Below are 19,094 nucleotides of genomic sequence, written 5' to 3'. Positions count from 1 at the left end.
AATGGGCTCTGCCACCACCCGATTGTCGGATGTCCCGGTATTCCCAGCCGCCATGCCCCTGAAAGACCTCCCCCCCGATGCCCGCCCGCGCGAAAAGCTCCTGGCACGCGGCCCCAGCGCCCTGAGCGACGCCGAGCTGCTGGCGCTGCTGCTGCGCACCGGCATGGCGGGCAAAAGCGTGCTGCAACTGGCGCAGGAGCTGCTGGACAGCTTCGACGGCATGGCCGGGCTGCTGAACACCACCGCCGACGACCTCAAACGTGTCAAAGGCCTGGGCGGCCCCGCCAAGCGCGCAGAGCTGGTGGCGGTGCTGGAGCTGGCGCGCCGTGCCATGGCCCAGCAGTTGAAAGAGCGCACCGTGTTCGAAACGCCGCAGGCGCTGAAGGCGTACCTGCAACTGCATCTGGGCAACCGGCCGCACGAGGTGTTTGCCGCACTGTTTCTGGACGCCGGCCACCGTCTGTTGTGCCTGGAGGAGTTGTTCCGCGGCACGCTGAACCAGACCCAGGTCTACCCGCGCGAGCTGGTGCTGCGCGCGCTGCACCATGGCGCCAGCGCGGTGGTGCTGGCGCACAACCACCCCACGGGCCAGGTGCGGCCCTCCAGTTCGGACGAGGCGTTGACGCAAAAACTGCGCGCCGCGCTGGCGCTGGTGGACGTGCGCGTGCTGGACCACATCATCGTGGCACCGGGGCGCGCGCTGTCGTTTGCCGAAGAGGGCCTGCTGTGACCGACAAGCTGCGCACGCTGGCCGACCTGAAGCAGGTCAAACGCGAGATCGAAGCGCGCGCCAAGGCCCAGGCGCAAGCCGCCGCCGAGCAGGCGCTGCTGGCGCGCCGCCAGGCGGCCGAGCAGGACATGTTCGCCCGCGCCGTGGGCGTGGTGCGGCCGCTGGCCGGGCCGGCGCGCGCGTCACTGCAGAAAAGCGCGCCGCGGCCGGTACCTGTCCAGCAGCAGCGCGACGACCAGGCGGTGCTGGTTGAAGCCATCAGCGACGCCTTTGACGCCGGCACGCTGCTGGACGTTGACGAAGACCTGAGCTTTCGCCGCCCCGGCATCGGCCCCGACGTGACGCGCAAGCTGCGCCGCGGCGACTGGACCATACAGCGCCAGCTGGACCTGCACGGCCTGCGCAGCGAACAGGCGCGCGAGGCGCTCAGCGGCTTCATACGCGAGGCACACAAGCAAGGCCTGCGTTGCGTGCGCGTGGTGCACGGCAAGGGCCTGGGCTCGGAGGGCAAGGCGCCGGTGCTGAAATCGAAGGTGCACAGCTGGCTGGTGCAAAAGAACCAGGTGCTGGCCTTCGTGCAGGCCCGCCCAGCCGAGGGCGGCGCCGGTGCACTGGTGGTGCTGCTGGCGCCGGGCTGAGGGCAGGACGGGGACGTGATGGCCGCGTTTTTCAGAAACCTGTCGCTGCGCTACGTGCTGCTGGGCGCGCTGCTGCTGGGGCTGCTGGTGCCCGGCTGGCTGGCGCTGGAATACGAAACGGCCGAAGTCAAGGTCACGCTGTCAGACGAATTGCAGCGTGACGCCAACCGCTACGCCGACATGCTGGCCGTGGCGCTGCGCGAGCCGCTGTGGCAACTGGCGCCCAGCTTTGGCAAGCCACTGGTGGAAACCATCATGGAAGACCCCCGGGTGACCCGCATTGTGGTGACCCAGGTGCCCAGCGGCGACGTGTTCATGGAAAACAAGCGCCCGGTGGCGCCTGGCGGCATCAGCGTGGCGCGCAAAATCAGCCAGGCCGGCCGCGCCCTGGGCGAGGTGCGGCTGGACATCAGCGACGCCAGCGTGGCCCAGGGCATCGCGGCGGCGCAAGGGCGCTTTTTCTGGCGTACGGCGGCAACCACGCTGGCGGCGCTGCTGCTGATCTTCTTTGTGCTGCACAAGCGGCTGTCGCAACCCATTGAGCAACTGGTGGCGCAGTCCGAGGCGCTGGCGGCGGGCCGGCTGAAGCAGCCCTTTGTGTGGCAGCGCAACGACGAGCTGGGCCGCGTGGGCAACAGCCTGGACAACACCCGCCAGGCGCTGGCTGCGCTGCTGGGCGAGCTGCACACCGCCAACCGCAACTTGCTGGTGGAGAACGAAGAGCGCCGCCGCGCCGAGGACGCACTGGCCCAGCACGCCGGCGTGCTGGAAGCGCGCGTGGCCGGGCGCACCCGCGAGCTGTCGGCGGCGAACGCCACGCTGTCGGTGACGCTGAGCGATTTGCGCCAGACCCAATTCGACCTGATCGAGAGCGAGAAGCTGGCTGGCCTGGGCCGCATGGTGGCCGGCGTGGCACACGAGTTGAACACGCCCATAGGCAACGCGCTGACCATAGGCAGCGCACTGGGCGAGCGCGTGGCCGGCCTGCAGCGCGTGCTGGTCGATGGCGGCCTGAAACGCTCGGCGCTGGACAGCTTCTTGAGTGACACTGCCCAGGCCTGCCAGGTGCTGGAGCGTTCGCTGATGCTGGCGGCCGACCATGTGACGCGCTTCAAGCAGGCAGCGGCCCATACCGGCAACGAGCAGCGCAAGGATTTCGCGCTGGACGAAGTGCTGCGACGCGTGACCGGCGTGCTGCGCGCCGGCCTGGACGGCCAGCCCATCACGCTGACGCTGCAGGTGCCACCGGATATCCAGATGCTCAGCTACCCCGACATGCTGGCCCAGGTGGTCAGCAACCTGGTCACCAATGCCCAGGTGCATGCCTTCGAGGGGCGACTGGAAGACGGCGACAGCGGCCACATTCTGGTGCAGGCAAACCTGGCACCCGACAACAACACCGTGGAGCTGGTGGTGCAAGACGACGGCGTGGGGATCCCCGAGGACCTGCTGGGCCGCATCTTCGACCCGCTGTTCACCACCCGCCGCGGCCGCGGCGGCCTGGGCCTGGGGCTGAACGTGGTCTACAACATCGTCACCCGCCAGCTGGGCGGGCGCATCCAGGTGCACAACGCGCCGGGGGGTGGGGCGCGGTTTGTGGTGACACTGGCGTGCACGGCGCCGGCGCAGCCGGCGGGCAGCCCTGGCGCGGCGATGGCGTATTGAGGGGCTGTCAGCCGCTCCGCTCACGGCAGCGGCCCTAGCGACGGCCGCTGGTTTTGGCCCGCTTCGGCGGTGCGGGAGGGGCTGACAAACCCACCGAATCCGCAATCTGCTGCACGGTCTGGCGTGGATCGCGCTGCAACTCAAAGAGCTCCCTCTCGACCATGTCGGAATGAAATTTCCGTTTGGAGCCACCAGCTTGACGACCCCACACTGACCAGCCCGCGCGGCCGACTGCGGTCATGGGCAAAACTGGTTTCAGCCAAAAAATGGTGCTCTCATTGCAAACGCTTCAGATGAGCGCTCGGAAAAATGTTGTATTGGAATATTTTTGCAGTATGATACTTGTATCAAACAAAAATTAGCCTAAAGTATTCGTTAGAATGCTGCAATGCCAGCTAACCACTGTTTTTGGTGAGGTTGGCCTGGGTGAGCCAATGTTCGTTGTTCCTTCAGGATTCGGAAGTTATGAAGCTCTATTCCAACCCCACGGGCGCCAACTGTCGCCGCGTTGCGATCTACCTGATGGAGAAGGGGTTGACCATTGAGACGGTGGCCATGAACCTGTCGTCGGGTGAGTTGAAGACCCCGGAGTTCCGGGCCATCAACCCGGCCGGCATGGTGCCGGTACTTGAGTTGGATGACGGCAGCCACCTGCCAGAGTCGACCGCCATCATCGAGTACCTGGAGGAACTGCACCCAGAGCCCAGCCTGATCGGACACACGCCCGCGCAGCGGGCGCGCGTGCGGGCCCTTGAGCGGATCGCCAGCGATCTGGGCGTGGTGACCATCGCCGCCGTGCAGCACAGCCACCCCTACTTCGCGGCCCGCCTGACGCAGGTGCCGGCCGTGGCCACCGCGCTGCAGGGTCTGGTTGACCAGCACCTGGCCGCACTCGAAGCGCACATTGCCGACCACCCCTACCTGGCCGGCGACAGCATCACCACGGCCGACATCGTGCTGTTCCCGCTGTTTCAGACCTGCCGGGAACGCATGAAAATCCCCTATGCCGAAGGTTACCCACGGCTGTCCGCCTGGTACGACAGGTTCAGGGTTCGGCCGAGCGCGCAACTCTGAGCCTGGCCATCCGTCCTTCAACGAAACAACGACACAAAGGTCTTTTGATGAGCGTCCGTCCCACCGCCTCTGACACCCTGCTCCAGAACAAGCGCATCGCCATCGTCGGCGGCGGCCCATCCGGCCTGACATTGGCGCGCCTGCTGCAAATGCGCGGCGCCAGCGTGCGCGTGTATGACGCCGACGAATCGATGGCCACCCGCAACCAGGGTGGATCGCTGGACCTGCATGAGGCCACCGGCCAATTGGCGCTGAAGGCGGCTGGCCTGCTGGACGCCTTTTTCGCCGTCTCCCGCCCGGAAGGGCAAGAGACCAAGGTACTGGACCGCTTTGGCAAGGTGTACATCGACATCGGTCGCAAGGATGAAAAGTCCTCCCGTCCGGAAATCGACCGCGGTGTCCTGCGCGAACTGTTGTGCAACGCGCTGCAACCCGACACCGTGCAGTGGGGCCGGCACCTGCAGGCCCTGGCGCGCGGCACCGACGGCCGGCTCGAGCTCCGGTTTGCACAAGGCATCACCGAGCACGCCGACCTGGTGTTCGGTTGCGATGGCACCTGGTCCCGGGTGCGCCCGCTGGTCTGCGAGACCAGGCCGCAGTATTCAGGCATCACCTTCATCGAAGGCCGCATCCTGAATGCCGACGACAAGCACCCGGCGGTGTCTAAGCTGGTGGGCCATGGCGCCATCATGGTGACGGGCGACAACCGCGCGTTCATCTGCCAGCGCAACGACGGTGGGCAGATCCGGCTGTACGCCTGCGTGCGCGAGCCGGAGGACTGGCTTGCGCGCGAAGGCTTTGACTTCAAGGCCCCCGCGTCCGTGCGTGCCAAGCTGCTGGCACACTACTCCGGCTGGGCGCCCGCGATGCTGGAGATACTGCAAGTGTCCGAAGATTACTTCGTCCCCCGGCCGATCTACACCCACCTGCCCATACAGACCTGGCAGCCCCAGCCTGACGTGACGCTCACAGGCGATGCGGCGCACGTGATGCCCCCTTACACCGGCAAGGGTGTGAACCTGGCCATGCTGGATGCGCTGGAACTGGCCGATGCGCTGACCACCGGCGGGCACGCGGACATCCCCTGCGCGCTGCGCACCTATGAGAAAGCGATGATGCAGCGCATGGAGAAGGAAATCACGCTGGTGATGCAGAACCAGGACGTGTTCATCTCGCCCGTTGCGCCTGAAGGTGTCGTTGAGCTGTTCAAGCAGCGCATGGCCGCTGGCGACTGAGCCACTGCCGCGAAGCTTCCCAACCCGAGCCACCGGTATGCCCATCGTCCACCAACCCAACATCACTTACGCCAGCGCCGCCGGTACCCCGTTGCTCGGCGATCTGTATGCCCCCGAGGGGCCTGGGCCCTTCCCGGTGCTGGTTGCCGTGCCCGGCGGTGCCTGGCGCATCAGCCGGCGTTCGGGCTGGCGCGAATGGGGCGAGTACCTGGCCACGCGCGGCTACGCGCTGTTCGCCATCGACTACCGCGTCTCCACCCCTTCGCGCAAGGCCTTCCCAGAAGCGGTGTGCGACGTGCTGGCCGCCATCCGCCATGTGCGCGGGGAAGGCGTCGCCTGGTCACTGGACCCGGAGCGCATCGGCCTGTTCGGCGCTTCAGCGGGGGCTCACTTGGCGGCGTTGGCGGCGCTGGCCGGCGACCAGCCGCAGTACGAGCCCTCGCGGGCCCTCAATGGCCACGGCCAACTGCCGGCCCACGTGAAGACGTTGGTGGGTGCCTACGGCGTGTACGACCTGTTCCGCCACTGGCAGGACGACCTGGCGCTGAACCCCGGCGTGGACGGCAACGTGGTGCGCAACCTGTTGGGCGCCGAGCCCTATGACGACCAGCAGATCTACTTCGATGCCTCGCCCATCCGCCAGATCCGCTACGCGCGCAACAGCCTGCCGGCGCTGATCGCCTGGGGCACGCACGACGAGTTCGTGCTGCCGTTGCAATCCGAGTCCTTCGTACGCGCCTTGCAGCAGGCGCGCTTCAATGTGCGCACCTACAAGGCGCTGGGCGCCTCGCACTTCTGGATCAACCAGCCCATGGGCGAACCAGGCACGGACAGCGCGCGTTTTGCGCCGCATCTGGTCCAGTACCTGGCGATGACCCTGTAACCCCCTTACCCTTTCGATTTGGAGCAACACATGGCCGATGAACTGCAAATCCTGCTGGACAAGCGCGCGCTGGACGAGATGGTCTACAAGTGCATGCACGCCATGGACACGCACGATTGGGCGCTGTACCGCGCGCAGGTGGTGGACGACGCCGTGTTCGACTTCAGCGACCACGGCGTGGCCACCGACGATGCTGCCGAACCGATGCGGGGCGCCGACAACTACATCGCCATCCTGGCCTCGGTCATCACCGGCTTCGATTCCACGCAGCACTGTGTCAGCAACATGTTCCACGAGGTCAGCGGCGACACGGCCAAGACCAAGGCGTACGTCTACGCCGAGCATTTTCTGAATAACGACAAGGGCGGACGCCGCATCTCCTGCGGCGCGCGCTACCACATCGACGCGGTGAAGTCGGCCGGACAGTGGAAGATCAAACACTTGAAGTTCCTGACTTTCTGGTTCGACGGCAACACCTCGCTCTACGGCCTGGCTGGCAAGGCCGCTGCCGCCAAGCAAAAGGCCTGAAGCCCTCGCTAGCGCCCCTCGCACCTGACAACGCCGCCCGCGAGGGCGGCCACCCGCCATGAACCACAGTGCCCCGCAGGTCATCGCGCTGAGCAGCGCCATGCCGCGCAAGATCAGCATGCACGGCCGCATGGTCGACACCTCCATCGTGCGTGATCCCATTCCGGGGCCGCTGAGGATCGTCTCGGACGGTCCGGAAAGCAATCAGACGGCAGTGCACAGCGAGCACCTGCTGGCCTTCAACGCCGAGCACTACGACTATTGGACGCAACAGCTGGGCGTTGACCGCGCCGCCTGGCAATGGGCCTGGTGGGGCGAAAACCTGACCATCACCGGCATTGACGAGGAAAGCCTGCGCGTGGGTGACATCGTGCGCGTGGGCTCGGCGGTGCTGCGAGTGACCTCACCACGCATCCCCTGTTTCAAGGTGGCTTGGCGCATCGGGCAACCGGATTCCGTGCTGGTGAAGATGATGCAGTCCGGCAAGGTGGGCATCCACCTGGAAGTGCTGTCTACCGGCGAGATCGCAGTGGGTGACCGGATGGCCATCGAGCCCGCCGATGCGGGCAACGTCACGCTGGCCGAGTTGTCACGCCTGCTGCTGTCCTTGTCGCCAGACGACCTGCCGCGCCTGCGCAAGACACTGGCGCTGCCAGCGCTGGGCCTGAAGGCCAACCACTCAGTGCGACAACGCATCACACTGATCGAAGACCGCGAGCGCCTGCGCGTGGGCCGCTGGCGCGGTTGGAGACCGATGACGATTTCAGCCGTCCGAGACGAAGCCGAAGGCATACGCTCCTTCTACCTGACGCCGCAAGACGGCGAACCGCTGGCGCCGCCCGCGGCGGGCCAGTTCCTCACCATCAAGACTGCGCATGGTGACGGCCCGGAGTTGGTGCGGCCCTGGACCATCAGCGACGTGGACCTGGACAAGCGCCACTACCGCTTGAGCATCAAGCACATTGACGGCGGCGCGGCGTCGCAGCGCATGCACCGGCAGATGGCAGTGGGCGACAGCGTGCTGGCCCGCCCGCCCGCCGGCCAGTTCGTCATCAACCGTTCGAGTTTTCTGCGCATCGGGCTGGTCAGCGGTGGCATCGGCCTGACACCCATGCTGGCCATGCTGAAAGCGCACAACGAGCGCGGAGACAACGCGCCGCCGTTGATCTGGGTGCAGGTGCTGAAGAACAGCCGCCACCATGCGCTGCGGGAAGAGACCGAACAGGCGCTCGGCCAGGTGCGCCGCCTGCAACGGCACATCTTCTACACGCAGCCACTGCCCGGGGACAAGCAGGGCGTGGACTTTGACCATGCAGGCCGGCCCACGCCGGAACTGCTGGCGCAGATCCTCGGTGCACCGTACACGATGGCACCGTTTGCCCGCGAGGTAACGCTGCCCGGCAAAGAGACCGAGTTCTACATCTGCGGCCCCGGTGAGTTGGAACAGATGGTGCGCAGCACGCTGGCGCCACTGGGCGTCAAGCCGGGCTACATCCATTCTGAAGCGTTTGTGACGCCGGCAGGGCAGCCCGGCACTGGCGGTAGCGTCGAGCAAGCGCAGGTGCGCTTCGTCCGCTCCGGCATCACCGCCCAGTGGCACGCCGACGACGGCCTGTCGCTGCTGGATCTGGCGGAGTCCGTGGGCCTGGAGCCGGTGTTTGCCTGCCGCACCGGGACTTGCCACAGCTGCAGTTGCAAGCTGGTGGCCGGCGAAGTCACTTATCACCCTGTGCCGCCGGTCGCGCCCGAGGCCGGCCAGGCGCTGATCTGCTGCGCGCGCCCGGCGGGCGCCACAGTGGAGATCGACCTGTAGACGGGGCGGTAGCGGCTCAGCCCACCAGGCTGAGCGCCATCTTCACGCCGGCGGCCAGCAACGTGACCGCGAACAGGCGCTTGACCCACAGCGTGGGCACCGCCCGCGCCAGCCGCATGCCGATCAACACGCCAAAGAACGAGCCGCCCACGACCCCGGCGGCAGCCGGCAGGTGCACAAACCCCAGTTGGTGCGGCAGCGAAACGCTTTGTGCCAAGGCGCTCCACGCATAACCCAGCGTGGCCGATGCCGCCACCACCACACCCACCGCCGAGGAGATGCCCGTAGCCCGGGCCACCGGCTCACCCACGGCAAGCAGGTAAGGCACCACCACAGCGCCGCCGCCAATACCCACCCAGGAAGACAGCGCCCCGGTGGCGGCGCCAGCGATGGTGGCCGAGCGGCTGCTCCAGCCGGACTCGAACCGGGGGTGGCGCCCCGCCAGCATCTGCAGGCTGACATAGAAGGCGAAAACGCAGAAGATAGCCTTCAGCACATCGCCCGGCACCCAGGGCGCCGCAAAGCCACCAAGCAAGGCACCAGCGACCACGCCCAGCGCCAGCCGACCCACTTTCGCGGTGTCGACATTGCCCGCGCGCGATTGCTGGTAGGCCGTCCAGCCGCCGGTGAAGGGAATCGTGGCCAGTGAAGTGGCCAGCACGGTCTTCATCAACATGTCACCGGACAGTGACGTTCCCAGTGCCGCCAGCAGACAGGGCACCAGCACTTGGCCGCCGCCTATGCCCAGCAGAGCGGACAGGATGCCCGCGACAACGCCTATCCCTGCAAATACTCCGTAGTCCAACAGCACACCTTCCAACTCAAAAGCAGGTGGCGATGGCGTCCACGATCTGGTAGTCGTCATCCACGACCAGCAGGTACTTCCACTTGTCAAAGGTGGTGCAGGGGTGCGAACAGCCCAGCGCCACCCGGTCGCCGACGGCTATCGGGTGATTCGCGTGGTCCGCAGGCAGCGTGATCCAGGCATGCTGGTCGTTGAGGCCGACCACTTCGGCACCCGACAGCGGCAGAGGCACGCGCTGGCCGTCCGGTACCCAGTGCAAGGCACGCGGCAACTCGATGTCGTGCGACACGTCGCGCTTGCCCACATTGACAATGATACGGTCCGGTTCGGGGCGCGACAGCACCTGTCCCCACACTTCCAGGGCAGGCCTGAAGCCCTCTGCCAGGCACACCGCACCGCGCAGCGCCGGGTCCGCCTGCGCCCGGGCGTACATGCCGTGGTCATTGGTGATGTAGCAGCCGCTGCGCAGGATGTAATCGGCATCCAGTGGCCAAGTCGCCAGCTCGCTGGCGACGAGTTGCAAGAAGGCCGACCCGCCGGCAGAGATGATGAGGCGCGGCGCGGCACCGGCCGCTGAAGGCATGCTGGTGAGCGTCTCAGCCGCTACCCGGACAACCGCCAACTGTTCGCGCACCTGTTGCGCTCCCCTGGCGTCGGTGGAAACCACCCCTTCGAACGCCTCCACACCCCGCAACCTGAGGTGCGGCGCCATACGGCCCACCTCCGCGATCAGCGCCACAGCCTGCTGCTCGGTGCGCACGCCGCAGCGGGCGCCCTGCACGCCGACCTCGATCAACACGTCCAGCGGGCGCGCTGCGGGGCGTTGGGCCACGGCATCGTGCAGCTGGCGCGCGCCGGCCACGCTGTCCACCAGGCAGATGAACTCGAAAGCGGGGTCGTGCGCCATCTCGTCCAGCACAAAGGCGATGCCAACCGGGTCCACCAGCTGGTTCGCATACAGGATACGCTGCACGCCATAGCGGCGGTACACCATCAGGTGCGCCGGCGTGGCGGCCGTCAGGCCCCAGATGCCATCCTGGAATTGCAGATCAAACAGTTGCGGCGCCATGGTGGTCTTGCCGTGCGGCGCCAGGCGCATACCCGCCTCTGCGGCAAAGCGGCCCATGGTGGCGCGGTTGTGTGCCAGCGCGCTGCGCTGGATGACGCAAGCCGGAAACAGAACACCGCCATCGAACAGGTGCCAGCCCTGCTGTCCTACGGCACGCAGCGGCAAGCCGGCGGCCGCCACCGGCAGACCCTTCTGGCCCGGGGGAACGGGCGCATCCAGCAGCGGGGCGAGGTCAAGCGATGGGGGCATTGGGTAACGGGCGGGTGTGCAGGCTGGGGTGAAAGGTTATTGGGCGTAGACCGCGCCGCCGTTGACGTACACGGTGGTGGTGTTGACCCAACGCGCCTCGGCCGAGGCCAGGAACACGGCGGCGTCCGCCACCTCTTCCGGCTCGCCCGGGCGGGTGAAGGGCGTGGCCACGCTGGGCGCGGGTGCCGAGCCTGTGGGGCCGACATTCAAGCCGGCAATGCGGTCCGTCTTGGTCAGACCCGGCGCCAGCGACACCGAGCGCACGCCGCGCGGCGCCACCTCGCGCGACAGCGCCCGCGCCATCTGCTCGATGGCCAGCTTGGTGGACGCATACAGGCAGTGCTGAGGCACCGCCAGCCGCGTGGTGCCGGAGGAGATGCAGATCACTACACCGCCGTCGCGCACGCGCCGGCCAGCCTCTTGCAGCGCCACAATGTAGCTCTTCAGCACGGCCAGTTGCTGGTCGATGTCTGCTTCGGAAACCTTCGTCGGCGCGCCCTCACCCCAGCCGGGGTGGGCGTTGACGACAACAATGTCCAGGCCGCCAAAGGCCTGCTCAGCGTCGGCAAACAATTGCCGCAGTGCTTGGGGGTCCACCGTATCGGCCTGCAGCGCCACAGCTTCGCTGCCGGCTTGCCGCACCGCGCCGACCACGGCGTCGGCGGCAGCCTGGTCGCTGACGTAGTTCACGGCCACGTTGGCGCCCTCGCGGCCAAAGGCAACGGCGATCGCGCGGCCGATGCCGCGTGATGCGCCAGTGATCAATGCATTCTTGCCGGCCAGCCGGCCATGCGTCTGTGTCATGTCAACTCCTTGGAAATTCAGGCCATCTGCCACGACGGCAGCGCTCAAGAATGGCGGTCGCCGGTTGCACCGGTTGCGCCGGTGAACTGGGGGTAGGCACCCAGCAGCAGCAAGGGGATGGTCGCCAAGGCCAGGCCCGCACCACATGCCACCAGGCCCGAGGCGTAGCTCCCCGTGACGTCGAATGCACGGGCCAGAAGGGCCGGGCCGCCGCCGGCGCCGATGGCGAACATGCCGAACAGCACGCTGTAGACCGTGCCGTAGCTGCGCACGCCGATGTAGCGCGCGATCAGGAAGGCCAGCAGGTCAAACTCCATGCCGGCTGCCACGCACAGCAGCACCACGGCCAGCGCGGCCTGCGCCATGCTGACATGGTCCTGCGCCAGGATCAGGCATCCACCGGCGGCGCAGACCAGCAGGATGCTGGCCACAGCCGGGGCCCAGAAATGGTCGATCAGCCAGCCCCCCGCCACCCGCCCAACCAGGATGGACAAGCCGATCAGCGACGTGACCTGGACCACCTCGGCCGCGCCGATGCGCAGCGTCTTGAGGATGTTCTCCATGTTGGGCAGGGGCGCGCCATTGGCCAATGCGATGGGCACAAATGCCAGGGCGATCAACCAGAAGGCACGGTTGCGGAAGGCCGACCGCGCCGACAGGCCAGTGTGCTCGATGCCGGCTTCGCCCCGGCCGCCTTGGCGGGCCGCAGCCGCCACCGCCCCACGGCGGGGGAACCCCCACAGCACCAGCGGTATACCAACCAGCAGCGGCAGCGCGCCGATCGCGCCCATGGTCATGCGCCAGCCGATCGCAGCAATCAGCCAGGTACCCAACACCTTCACCAGCACGGCGTAGATGCCCGAGCCCGCCAGGGTGATGCCCAGCGCGATGCCGCGTTGCCTGGAGAAGCGCTCGTTGATGGCGTGGGAAAACGAGATGGCGGTCGCACCCATGCCCAGCACGGCAAACAGCAGCCAGCTCAGGTAATACTGCACCAGCGACCCGCTGGCCAGCCCGAACGTCATGTAGCCCAGGCCCAGGCCGCCGAGCGACAACACGGCAACGGACCGCGCGCCGCGCTTGTCGATGACGCGCCCGACCCACGGGCCCACCGCCAGGATCAGCACCGAGGCGAACATCAGCCCCCCCATGATGGCGGCGAAAGGCCAGCCGAACTCCTTGGAGAATATGGGCGCGAAGATGCCGATGCTGAACAACGCCAACGTGGGCATGCCCAATGCCATGCCCACCGTGGCCGCCACCAGCAGGCGCCAATGCTGCTGGAGTTCTGAGGGTTGAACCGTCGCGCTGTCCATGGTTGTGTTGTCTCTCGGTTGAAGGGTTCAGGAGGTAAAGGGACCTTCCCCCGCTTGCAGTGGGTCAGGTTGGCGGGGGAAGTAGCCCTGGTCTCGCTTGCGTACGTAGTCCAGGCGGGCGAAGTCCATGTTCAACGCACCAGGCGTCGCCGCCCGGACAATGCGCGCTGCGATGGGCTGGAAACGGGTATAAAAATGCTGGCTGGATTTGACAACGACGATCTTTCTGTCGCTGAGGTCCAAACCGAGCCGCGTGAACAAGCTGGGGTCGAAGGTCTGCGTACGCACGCTCACCACCACCACATGGATGTCATCCACCTCGATCCAGGCAGACATGCCCAGCGCCACGGTCGAACCGCCCAGTCCCAGCTGCGTGTGTCCGGCGGATACGCTACGCACGATCGCGCGCACGTCCAGTGGCTCTCCCGACGCGGCCCCGGTCTTGCCGCCAAGGCGCAACTGCAGGCTGGTGCCCGCACCCGCCTCGGCGCACATCTGCGCCACCATCGGGTCCCACACGCCACCCACGGCGCCCGAGGTGATGCCACGCTCGCGCATGCGGCGCAACAGTGCCACGTTGTCCCCCGGCGCACCGCCGCCGGGGTTGTCGCCCATGTCGGCAATCACGACCAGGCCGGGCGTCGCCAGCGCTTCGGTCAGCGCGTCGTCCGCCGACGGGATGTTGGGCAGCAGCGCATGCCGGTGCCCATAAATCTCCAGGCCGATGCGCCGCGCGGTGGCGGTGGCCAGCTCGGCATCGCCATCCGCAATCGCCAGCACCCGCGAGCCGGCACTAGGCATGTCCCCCCAGGGAAAACCGTGCACGAAGCTGACCGACAACATGCCGGGCTCCTGCTCCGCAGCGCGCATGGCGGCCACCAAGCTAGCCATGGGCTCGGCCGTGGTGGGATAGAAGCCCACCATGCGGCAGTCAAACAGCGCGGAGACCGGCTTCACCGCGCCATGCCGGGCTGCGATGCAGATGCGGTACAGGTCTTGCGCGGTGGCCACGAAATCATCGTGCGGATACTCCTTCATCAGCAGCACCACATCGGCGGCGTCCAACAGCGCCTGCTCCAGGTAGCAGTGCGGGTCCAGCTCGATGCCGATGACAGCATCATCCCCGACCACCCGCCGCACATGGCACGCCAGGTCCACCTGGCAATCGACCCACTCGGTGGTCACCATGGCCCCGTGAAGGAACAGCAAGACCACATCCGCACCGCCGGCGGCCCGCAGATCGCGCAGGATTTCGTCGCGCAAGACCTCGTAGGTGGCGTGGACTGTCGGGCCAGAGGGGTGCGCCAGCGCAAACAAGCTGGGCGTGAAAACATGGCCATCGCGTTCGCTCATCACCTGCCATTGCCGGGCCGCGGCATGGTCCGCCCCCTGGCCGGCCAACGCCTCGGCGCCACGCAGCATGCCGCCCTCCTCAAAGGCGTGCAGGCCAGCAACAAACGGCGAGTAGGTATTGGTCTCGCACTGCAGACCGGCGGCAAAGACCCTCAGCATGGCGCTTCAACCCTGGCTTGAAGTTCTGCTCGCGCTGGCGACAACTCGCCCACGGTGACACCGCCATCCATCAGATCAGTGGGCAATGCGTCTCCGGTCACCAGGGCCGCGGACAGCCTGCCCAGCGCTGGTGCGGTCTGGATGCCATAGCCCCCCTGCCCCGCGAGCCAAAAGAACCGTGGCACGTCAGGATCGAAGCCAACCACGGGAGAACGGTCCGGCGCAAAGCAGCGAATGCCCGCCCAGGCACTGCGCATGCGGCGAAACGCGAACGTGGTGGCGGTCTCCACACGGTCGATGGCGGTGGCCACTGCGAGCTCTTCCGGCTGCACATCGCCCGGTGGCACCGGCGTCTCGTCCGCCGGCGACAGCAAGACACCGCCGGACTCGGGTTTGAAATAGAACTGCTCCTCCACGTCCACCACCATCGGGCTGTCATGCGGCAGCGGTTCGCCGGCCACGTCCATCAGCACCATGGTGCGCTGCCGGGCCTCCAGCCGGCAAGCCGCAGCCCCCGCCAGCCCGGCCACCTTGTCGGCCCAGGCACCGGCAGCGTTGACCACAATGGTGGCCTCGAAGTCTCCGGCCGACGTGGCAATGCGCCAGCTGTCCCGGGTGGCGACCAAGGCGGTCACCGTGGCGCGCATGATCAACTGTGCGCCATTGCGCCTGGCCTGTCGCAGCAAGCCCCCATGCAGCGCGCCCACATCGATGTCGTACCCGCCGCGCTCGTACAGCGCCTGGATGGCATAGCCTGGCTTCAGGCGCGGGCACAAGGCGCAGACCTGCTCGCCGGTGAGCGCAGTGGTGGCGGCGCGCACATCTGGCTGCGCACGCATCTGTTCGAACGCCCCCATCTGATCGGCACGGGCCGTGAACAGCAAGCCACGCGGCGAGACCAGCGGGACATCGCAAAAACCGGCCGACGGTGCAGCCAGGAACGGGAAGCTGGCGCGCGACAGCGTGCGCACCAGCTGGTTGCCGTAGATCCCCGAATAAATCGCGGCCGAACGGCCGGTCGAATGGAAGCCTGGCGCGTCCTCGGCTTCGAGAATCAGCACCTTGAGCGCCGGTGGCAGATGGGCCGCCATCGAGGCGCCCGCAATCCCCGCGCCGACAATGGCCATATCGAATCTTGAGTTATTCACACCGGCTTCCGTATTCAGTGGGTCATGGGATCAAGTCGTTGAAATGACGCAAGAAGACGCACTGCCGGACGAAACTCAACTCGGAAGCAAAGCCAGTGTTTGCAGCTGCCGACGGTCGGCTACCTGCGCTTCACCGTGGCCGATTTGGCACGGGCGGGCGCAGCCCGCTTGCGCCCGCTCGGGGCCTCATCGGAAACGCCCTCAGGCCCCTCGACCCGAGGTGTGCGCACCATGTGGCTCTTGTCGTCCTTGGAGCAACCGCAAAGGAATCGCGCCTTGTCGCAATCCACCGCGATGTAGGCATGCCCCATCGTGCTGTCGATGTAAATGCAGTCGCCAACATCCAGGCGCACCGGGCTGTAGAACTCCGTGTAGACCAGCACGCTGCCCTCAAGGACGAACAGGAACTCCTCGCCCTCGTGGCGGATCAGTTCACCGAACTCCTCGATGGATTTGGCGCGGGTCTCGCCCAGGATGGGGATGATGGCCTTTTGCGTCAGATCGCTGTTCAGGTACCAGTAGTCGTAGTCGCGCGCCGAGATGTGGTAGTAGTCCTTGGGGCGGGTGACGCTGCTGCGCCCGGTGACCATCAGCGGCGCCGCCACCGCGGGGCGCGAACGGGGTGCCAACACATCGGCCAGGTCCATCCCCAGACCACTGGCCAGCTGCGTCAGCTTGTCGTAGGTCAGGGACATCCGCCCGTTCTCCACCTTGGAGATGGTGGACACGGCCAGGCCAGTCATCTGAGCCACGTCAGCAATCTTCCAGCCATTTTCTTTTCTGATCGCCCGGAGACGCTGCCCCAGAGTGGTCGAGTCGTTTGTTATCGCAGTGCCCATTTTCGTATTGTACTCCAAAAAATTCCTGTACGCCAAATTATTCTCTCAATTGAAAAGAAATGGTATCAAAGAGACCTCACTCCCTGGGGACGCGCTGTTGCTTGGCGTAACCGCAACACCCGTCCGCAAGCACCATCGTAAAGCGTTTCCCGTTCCCCACCACCGGTCAATGGGCGGAAACATCCCAGTCCACGCCCGCCAGACCCGCCCCCACCGCGCGCCACGCCCTACAACAGCAGCACCCTACGGCGCAGACCCAACGCGCCACAAAGCACCAGGGCAGCACCCGAGGTTGCAGCCACGTTGCTGCGCCAGACAGAACGTCAATGATCAATTTAGAGTCAATTGGAAAATAATTTGCCTATGTGACAAAAATATGTATGATCATGCTTAGTCGATAAATTCCCCAAACAGATGGTCCAGCCACACACAAACCCCATGCGCTCTGACATGTTCAAAAAGGAAAGACTGATGAAGACCCCCTCTCGCGGCAAATTCGCCTTGCTCGCCGTCCCCCTCATTTTTCTGCCTGGCGGCGCCTGGTCGCAGAGCAGTCCGGCCAATGCGGTCGTCACGCCGCCCGCATCGGCGGCCGCAGCCGGCGCAACCGCCCAAGCCACGCCGGACCCCGCCGCGCCCGCGAACCTGGACACGGTCTACGTCACCGCGACCAAGACGGGCCGCACGGCGGTGCAGTCGACGCCGATCGCGGTCTCCGTGTTTTCCGGCGACAAGCTCAACGCGGCCGGCACCAACAACATCCAAGCCCTGGCCCAAAGTTCGCCCAGTCTGAAGGTTGGCGAAGTTACGGCCAGTCCGTCGATCTACATACGCGGCGTGGGCACCAACAACGTGTTCAACGGCTCCGACCCCAATGTCTCCATGCTGCTGGATGGCGTCTACCTGGCGCGGCCGTTCCAGCAATACTCCGACTTCTTCGACGTCGACCGCGTCGAGGTGCTGCGCGGTCCGCAGGGCACCACCTTTGGGCGCAACGCCGTGGGCGGCGTCGTCAACATCATCTCGATCACGCCCGGCGCCAATTTCGAGGGGCGGTTCAAGCAATCGTTTGGCAACTACGGCCTGGTGCGCACCGAGGGTTTCGCCAGCGGCCCACTGGTGGATGGCACCTTGGCCGCCAGCATTGCAGTCAACCGCGAGGCCCGCAACGCGTATGAGGACAACGTGGTGGCCGGCAAGTCCGGCGTGGCCGACGCACACCGCCAGGGCCTGCGCGCGCAACTCCGCTGGACACCCAACAGCACCGTTGAGGCAACCACGCGCCTGGACTACTACAACATCGACCAGGCGATGCAGAGCTACGACCACATCCTGGCGCCCTACCGCACGCCGCCTTTTCCACCGGTATTTGCAGTGACCAACTCGCTGATCGGCAGCTACCACAAGGTGGCGCTGGACTTTCCGGGCCACCTCTCCAGCTACGGCGGCGGCATCGCGCAAGACGTGTTGTTCAAGCTGAGCGACAACCTGACCCTGCGCTCGATCACCGCCTACCGCGACACGCAATACGCGCTGTCACTGGATGCCGACGCCAGCGAGTTCCGGGGCGCGGAGATCTACCAGGCCGAGAAGGCCAAGCAGTTCAGTCAGGAGTTCAACCTGACCTACAACTCCAAGCAGTTCGATGGCGTGGCCGGCCTCTACTACATCAGCGAGCACAACATCACCGACAACGTGTCGGCCGTGTACACCACCCGGGTCTACAACCACATCGCACCCGATTTGGAAGCCAATTCCAAGGCGGTGTTCGCGCAAGGCTCGTACCACTTCGACAACGGCGTCAGCCTGGAGTTCGGTGGCCGCTACACACAGGACACCAAACGCTTCAAGCAGAGCTACACAAGCAACGACTACAGCGCGGCACCGGCGCTGGGCGCGTCGCTGCCGGGCTTTCCGTTCATCTACCCGGGGCCGGCCGATCCACGTGAGCGCGACTGGTCGGCCTTCACGCCCAAGGTGGGCATCAACTGGAAGGCCTCGCCGCAGGCGCTGCTGTACGCCACCTACGCCGAAGGTTTCAAGAGCGGTGGCTTCAACTACGCCGCCAGCAACGCCGCCGGCATCAGCTTCAACCCGGAAAAGTTGAAGAGCTTGGAAGCCGGCTTCAAGACCCAGTGGCTGGATCGCAAGCTGCTGCTGAACCTGACGGCCTTTGACTACGATTACACCGACCTGCAGGTGCAGCAGGCGATCTCGCCCGGCAACGTGCAGATCGCCAACGCCGCCACGGCCACCGTGCGCGGGCTGGAACTGGAGACCGAGGCCAAGGTGACCCCGCGCTTCACGCTGTCGGCCAAGGCGACCTGGCTGGATGCTAAGTACAACAGCTTCCGCGGCGCGCTGGTGCCCAACGCGCTGGTGCCCTTCGTCACCGGTGACCCGCGCTTCACCGCCGGCGTCAACACCTACGACGCCTCGGGTAACCGGCTCAACAACGCGCCGCAGTTGACCTATGTGCTGTCGGCGCGCTACGGCATGCCGATAGGCAGCGGCGAAGGTTATGTGACGGCCGACTACTTCCACCAGAGCGACGCCAACTTCGACCCCAGCAATGCCGCCATCCTGCGCGAACCGGGCTACGGGCTGCTGAACCTGTCGGTCGGCTACGACTCAGCGGACGGCCTGTGGAACACGCAGTTGCTGGTAAAGAACGTGCAGAACCGCGACTACTTCGTGCTACGCGCCGCCAACGGCCTGGTTCCGTCCGCTCCCAGCGGCGCTCCGCGAACGGTAACGGTCAGCGTGATGCGTCGGTTCTGACTCCG

Annotated in this window: 17 protein-coding genes; 9 read left to right on the top strand and 8 right to left on the bottom strand. The window is 66.2% G+C overall.

The genetic code is table 11. The annotated features are described in order from the left end of the window. Window positions 1-52 precede the first annotated feature (52 nt). The 3 genes from radC to AC1DX2_RS16735 are packed head-to-tail and all read left to right on the top strand — an operon-like array spanning window position 53 to window position 3,033. On the top strand, window positions 53-730 hold the full coding sequence (gene radC / locus AC1DX2_RS16745) for a RadC family protein (protein ID WP_477197486.1): 678 nt from the start codon (window positions 53-55) through the stop codon (window positions 728-730). Continuing rightward, a complete protein-coding gene (locus tag AC1DX2_RS16740) occupies window positions 727-1,368 on the top strand; it encodes a Smr/MutS family protein (RefSeq protein ID WP_477197485.1) in 642 nt (213 codons plus the stop codon). Before radC ends, AC1DX2_RS16740 begins: the two co-directional genes overlap by 4 nt. 18 nt (window positions 1,369-1,386) lie before the next feature. Further along, window positions 1,387-3,033, top strand: a complete 1,647-nt coding sequence (locus tag AC1DX2_RS16735) for a sensor histidine kinase (RefSeq protein WP_477197484.1) — start codon at window positions 1,387-1,389, stop codon at window positions 3,031-3,033. A gap of 34 nt (window positions 3,034-3,067) precedes the next feature. Here the strand turns inward: AC1DX2_RS16735 and AC1DX2_RS16730 are convergent, their stop codons facing one another. Then, window positions 3,068-3,196 (bottom strand): winged helix-turn-helix domain-containing protein, encoded by a 129-nt coding sequence (locus AC1DX2_RS16730; protein WP_477197714.1) that lies wholly within the window; start codon window positions 3,194-3,196, stop codon window positions 3,068-3,070. A gap of 302 nt (window positions 3,197-3,498) precedes the next feature. On the opposite strand from AC1DX2_RS16730, the gene AC1DX2_RS16725 reads away from it, so the two are divergent. The 5 genes from AC1DX2_RS16725 to AC1DX2_RS16705 are packed head-to-tail and all read left to right on the top strand — an operon-like array spanning window position 3,499 to window position 8,566. Further along, the gene (locus AC1DX2_RS16725; RefSeq protein ID WP_477197483.1) at window positions 3,499-4,107 is read left to right on the top strand and encodes a glutathione S-transferase family protein; all 609 of its coding nucleotides are present in this window, start codon (window positions 3,499-3,501) and stop codon (window positions 4,105-4,107) included. Window positions 4,108-4,154: 47 nt separating this feature from the next. Then, entirely contained in the window at window positions 4,155-5,342 is a 1,188-nt protein-coding gene (locus tag AC1DX2_RS16720; protein WP_477197482.1) for an FAD-dependent oxidoreductase, read from the top strand. Window positions 5,343-5,379: 37 nt separating this feature from the next. Continuing rightward, on the top strand, window positions 5,380-6,225 hold the full coding sequence (locus tag AC1DX2_RS16715; protein WP_477197481.1) for an alpha/beta hydrolase family protein: 846 nt from the start codon (window positions 5,380-5,382) through the stop codon (window positions 6,223-6,225). Between the two features lie 30 nt (window positions 6,226-6,255). Continuing rightward, the gene (locus AC1DX2_RS16710; protein ID WP_477197480.1) at window positions 6,256-6,753 is read left to right on the top strand and encodes a nuclear transport factor 2 family protein; all 498 of its coding nucleotides are present in this window, start codon (window positions 6,256-6,258) and stop codon (window positions 6,751-6,753) included. A 58-nt stretch (window positions 6,754-6,811) separates the two neighbouring features. After that, entirely contained in the window at window positions 6,812-8,566 is a 1,755-nt protein-coding gene (locus tag AC1DX2_RS16705; RefSeq protein WP_477197479.1) for an MOSC domain-containing protein, read from the top strand. A gap of 16 nt (window positions 8,567-8,582) precedes the next feature. Here AC1DX2_RS16705 and AC1DX2_RS16700 read toward each other — a convergent pair whose 3' ends face one another. The 7 genes from AC1DX2_RS16700 to AC1DX2_RS16670 form a co-directional block, all read right to left on the bottom strand. Beyond that, window positions 8,583-9,377, bottom strand: a complete 795-nt coding sequence (locus AC1DX2_RS16700) for a sulfite exporter TauE/SafE family protein (protein ID WP_477197478.1) — start codon at window positions 9,375-9,377, stop codon at window positions 8,583-8,585. Between the two features lie 10 nt (window positions 9,378-9,387). After that, window positions 9,388-10,689: an amino acid deaminase gene (locus tag AC1DX2_RS16695; protein WP_477197477.1), complete on the bottom strand. Its 1,302-nt coding sequence runs from the start codon at window positions 10,687-10,689 to the stop codon at window positions 9,388-9,390. A gap of 36 nt (window positions 10,690-10,725) precedes the next feature. Continuing rightward, window positions 10,726-11,493, bottom strand: coding sequence for an SDR family oxidoreductase (locus AC1DX2_RS16690; RefSeq protein WP_477197476.1), 768 nt, complete (start codon window positions 11,491-11,493; stop codon window positions 10,726-10,728). A gap of 44 nt (window positions 11,494-11,537) precedes the next feature. Continuing rightward, complete coding sequence (locus tag AC1DX2_RS16685) at window positions 11,538-12,809, bottom strand: MFS transporter (protein WP_477197475.1); 1,272 nt, start codon at window positions 12,807-12,809, stop codon at window positions 11,538-11,540. Window positions 12,810-12,836: 27 nt separating this feature from the next. After that, on the bottom strand, window positions 12,837-14,321 hold the full coding sequence (locus AC1DX2_RS16680; protein WP_477197474.1) for a M81 family metallopeptidase: 1,485 nt from the start codon (window positions 14,319-14,321) through the stop codon (window positions 12,837-12,839). Beyond that, window positions 14,315-15,448, bottom strand: a complete 1,134-nt coding sequence (locus tag AC1DX2_RS16675; RefSeq protein WP_477197473.1) for an NAD(P)/FAD-dependent oxidoreductase — start codon at window positions 15,446-15,448, stop codon at window positions 14,315-14,317. The genes AC1DX2_RS16680 and AC1DX2_RS16675 overlap by 7 nt, the downstream gene beginning before the upstream one ends. A gap of 140 nt (window positions 15,449-15,588) precedes the next feature. Continuing rightward, window positions 15,589-16,308 (bottom strand): helix-turn-helix domain-containing protein, encoded by a 720-nt coding sequence (locus AC1DX2_RS16670; RefSeq protein ID WP_477197472.1) that lies wholly within the window; start codon window positions 16,306-16,308, stop codon window positions 15,589-15,591. 471 nt (window positions 16,309-16,779) lie between these two features. Here AC1DX2_RS16670 and AC1DX2_RS16665 point away from each other — a divergent pair, with 471 nt between their 5' ends. Beyond that, a complete protein-coding gene (locus AC1DX2_RS16665; protein ID WP_477197471.1) occupies window positions 16,780-19,089 on the top strand; it encodes a TonB-dependent receptor in 2,310 nt (769 codons plus the stop codon). Window positions 19,090-19,094: the final 5 nt, after the last annotated feature.

This window comes from Hylemonella sp. P2_B10, from assembly GCF_056404875.1.
Note: the sequence above shows the minus strand (reverse complement) of the source record. Positions and strands in the feature narration are given on the sequence as shown.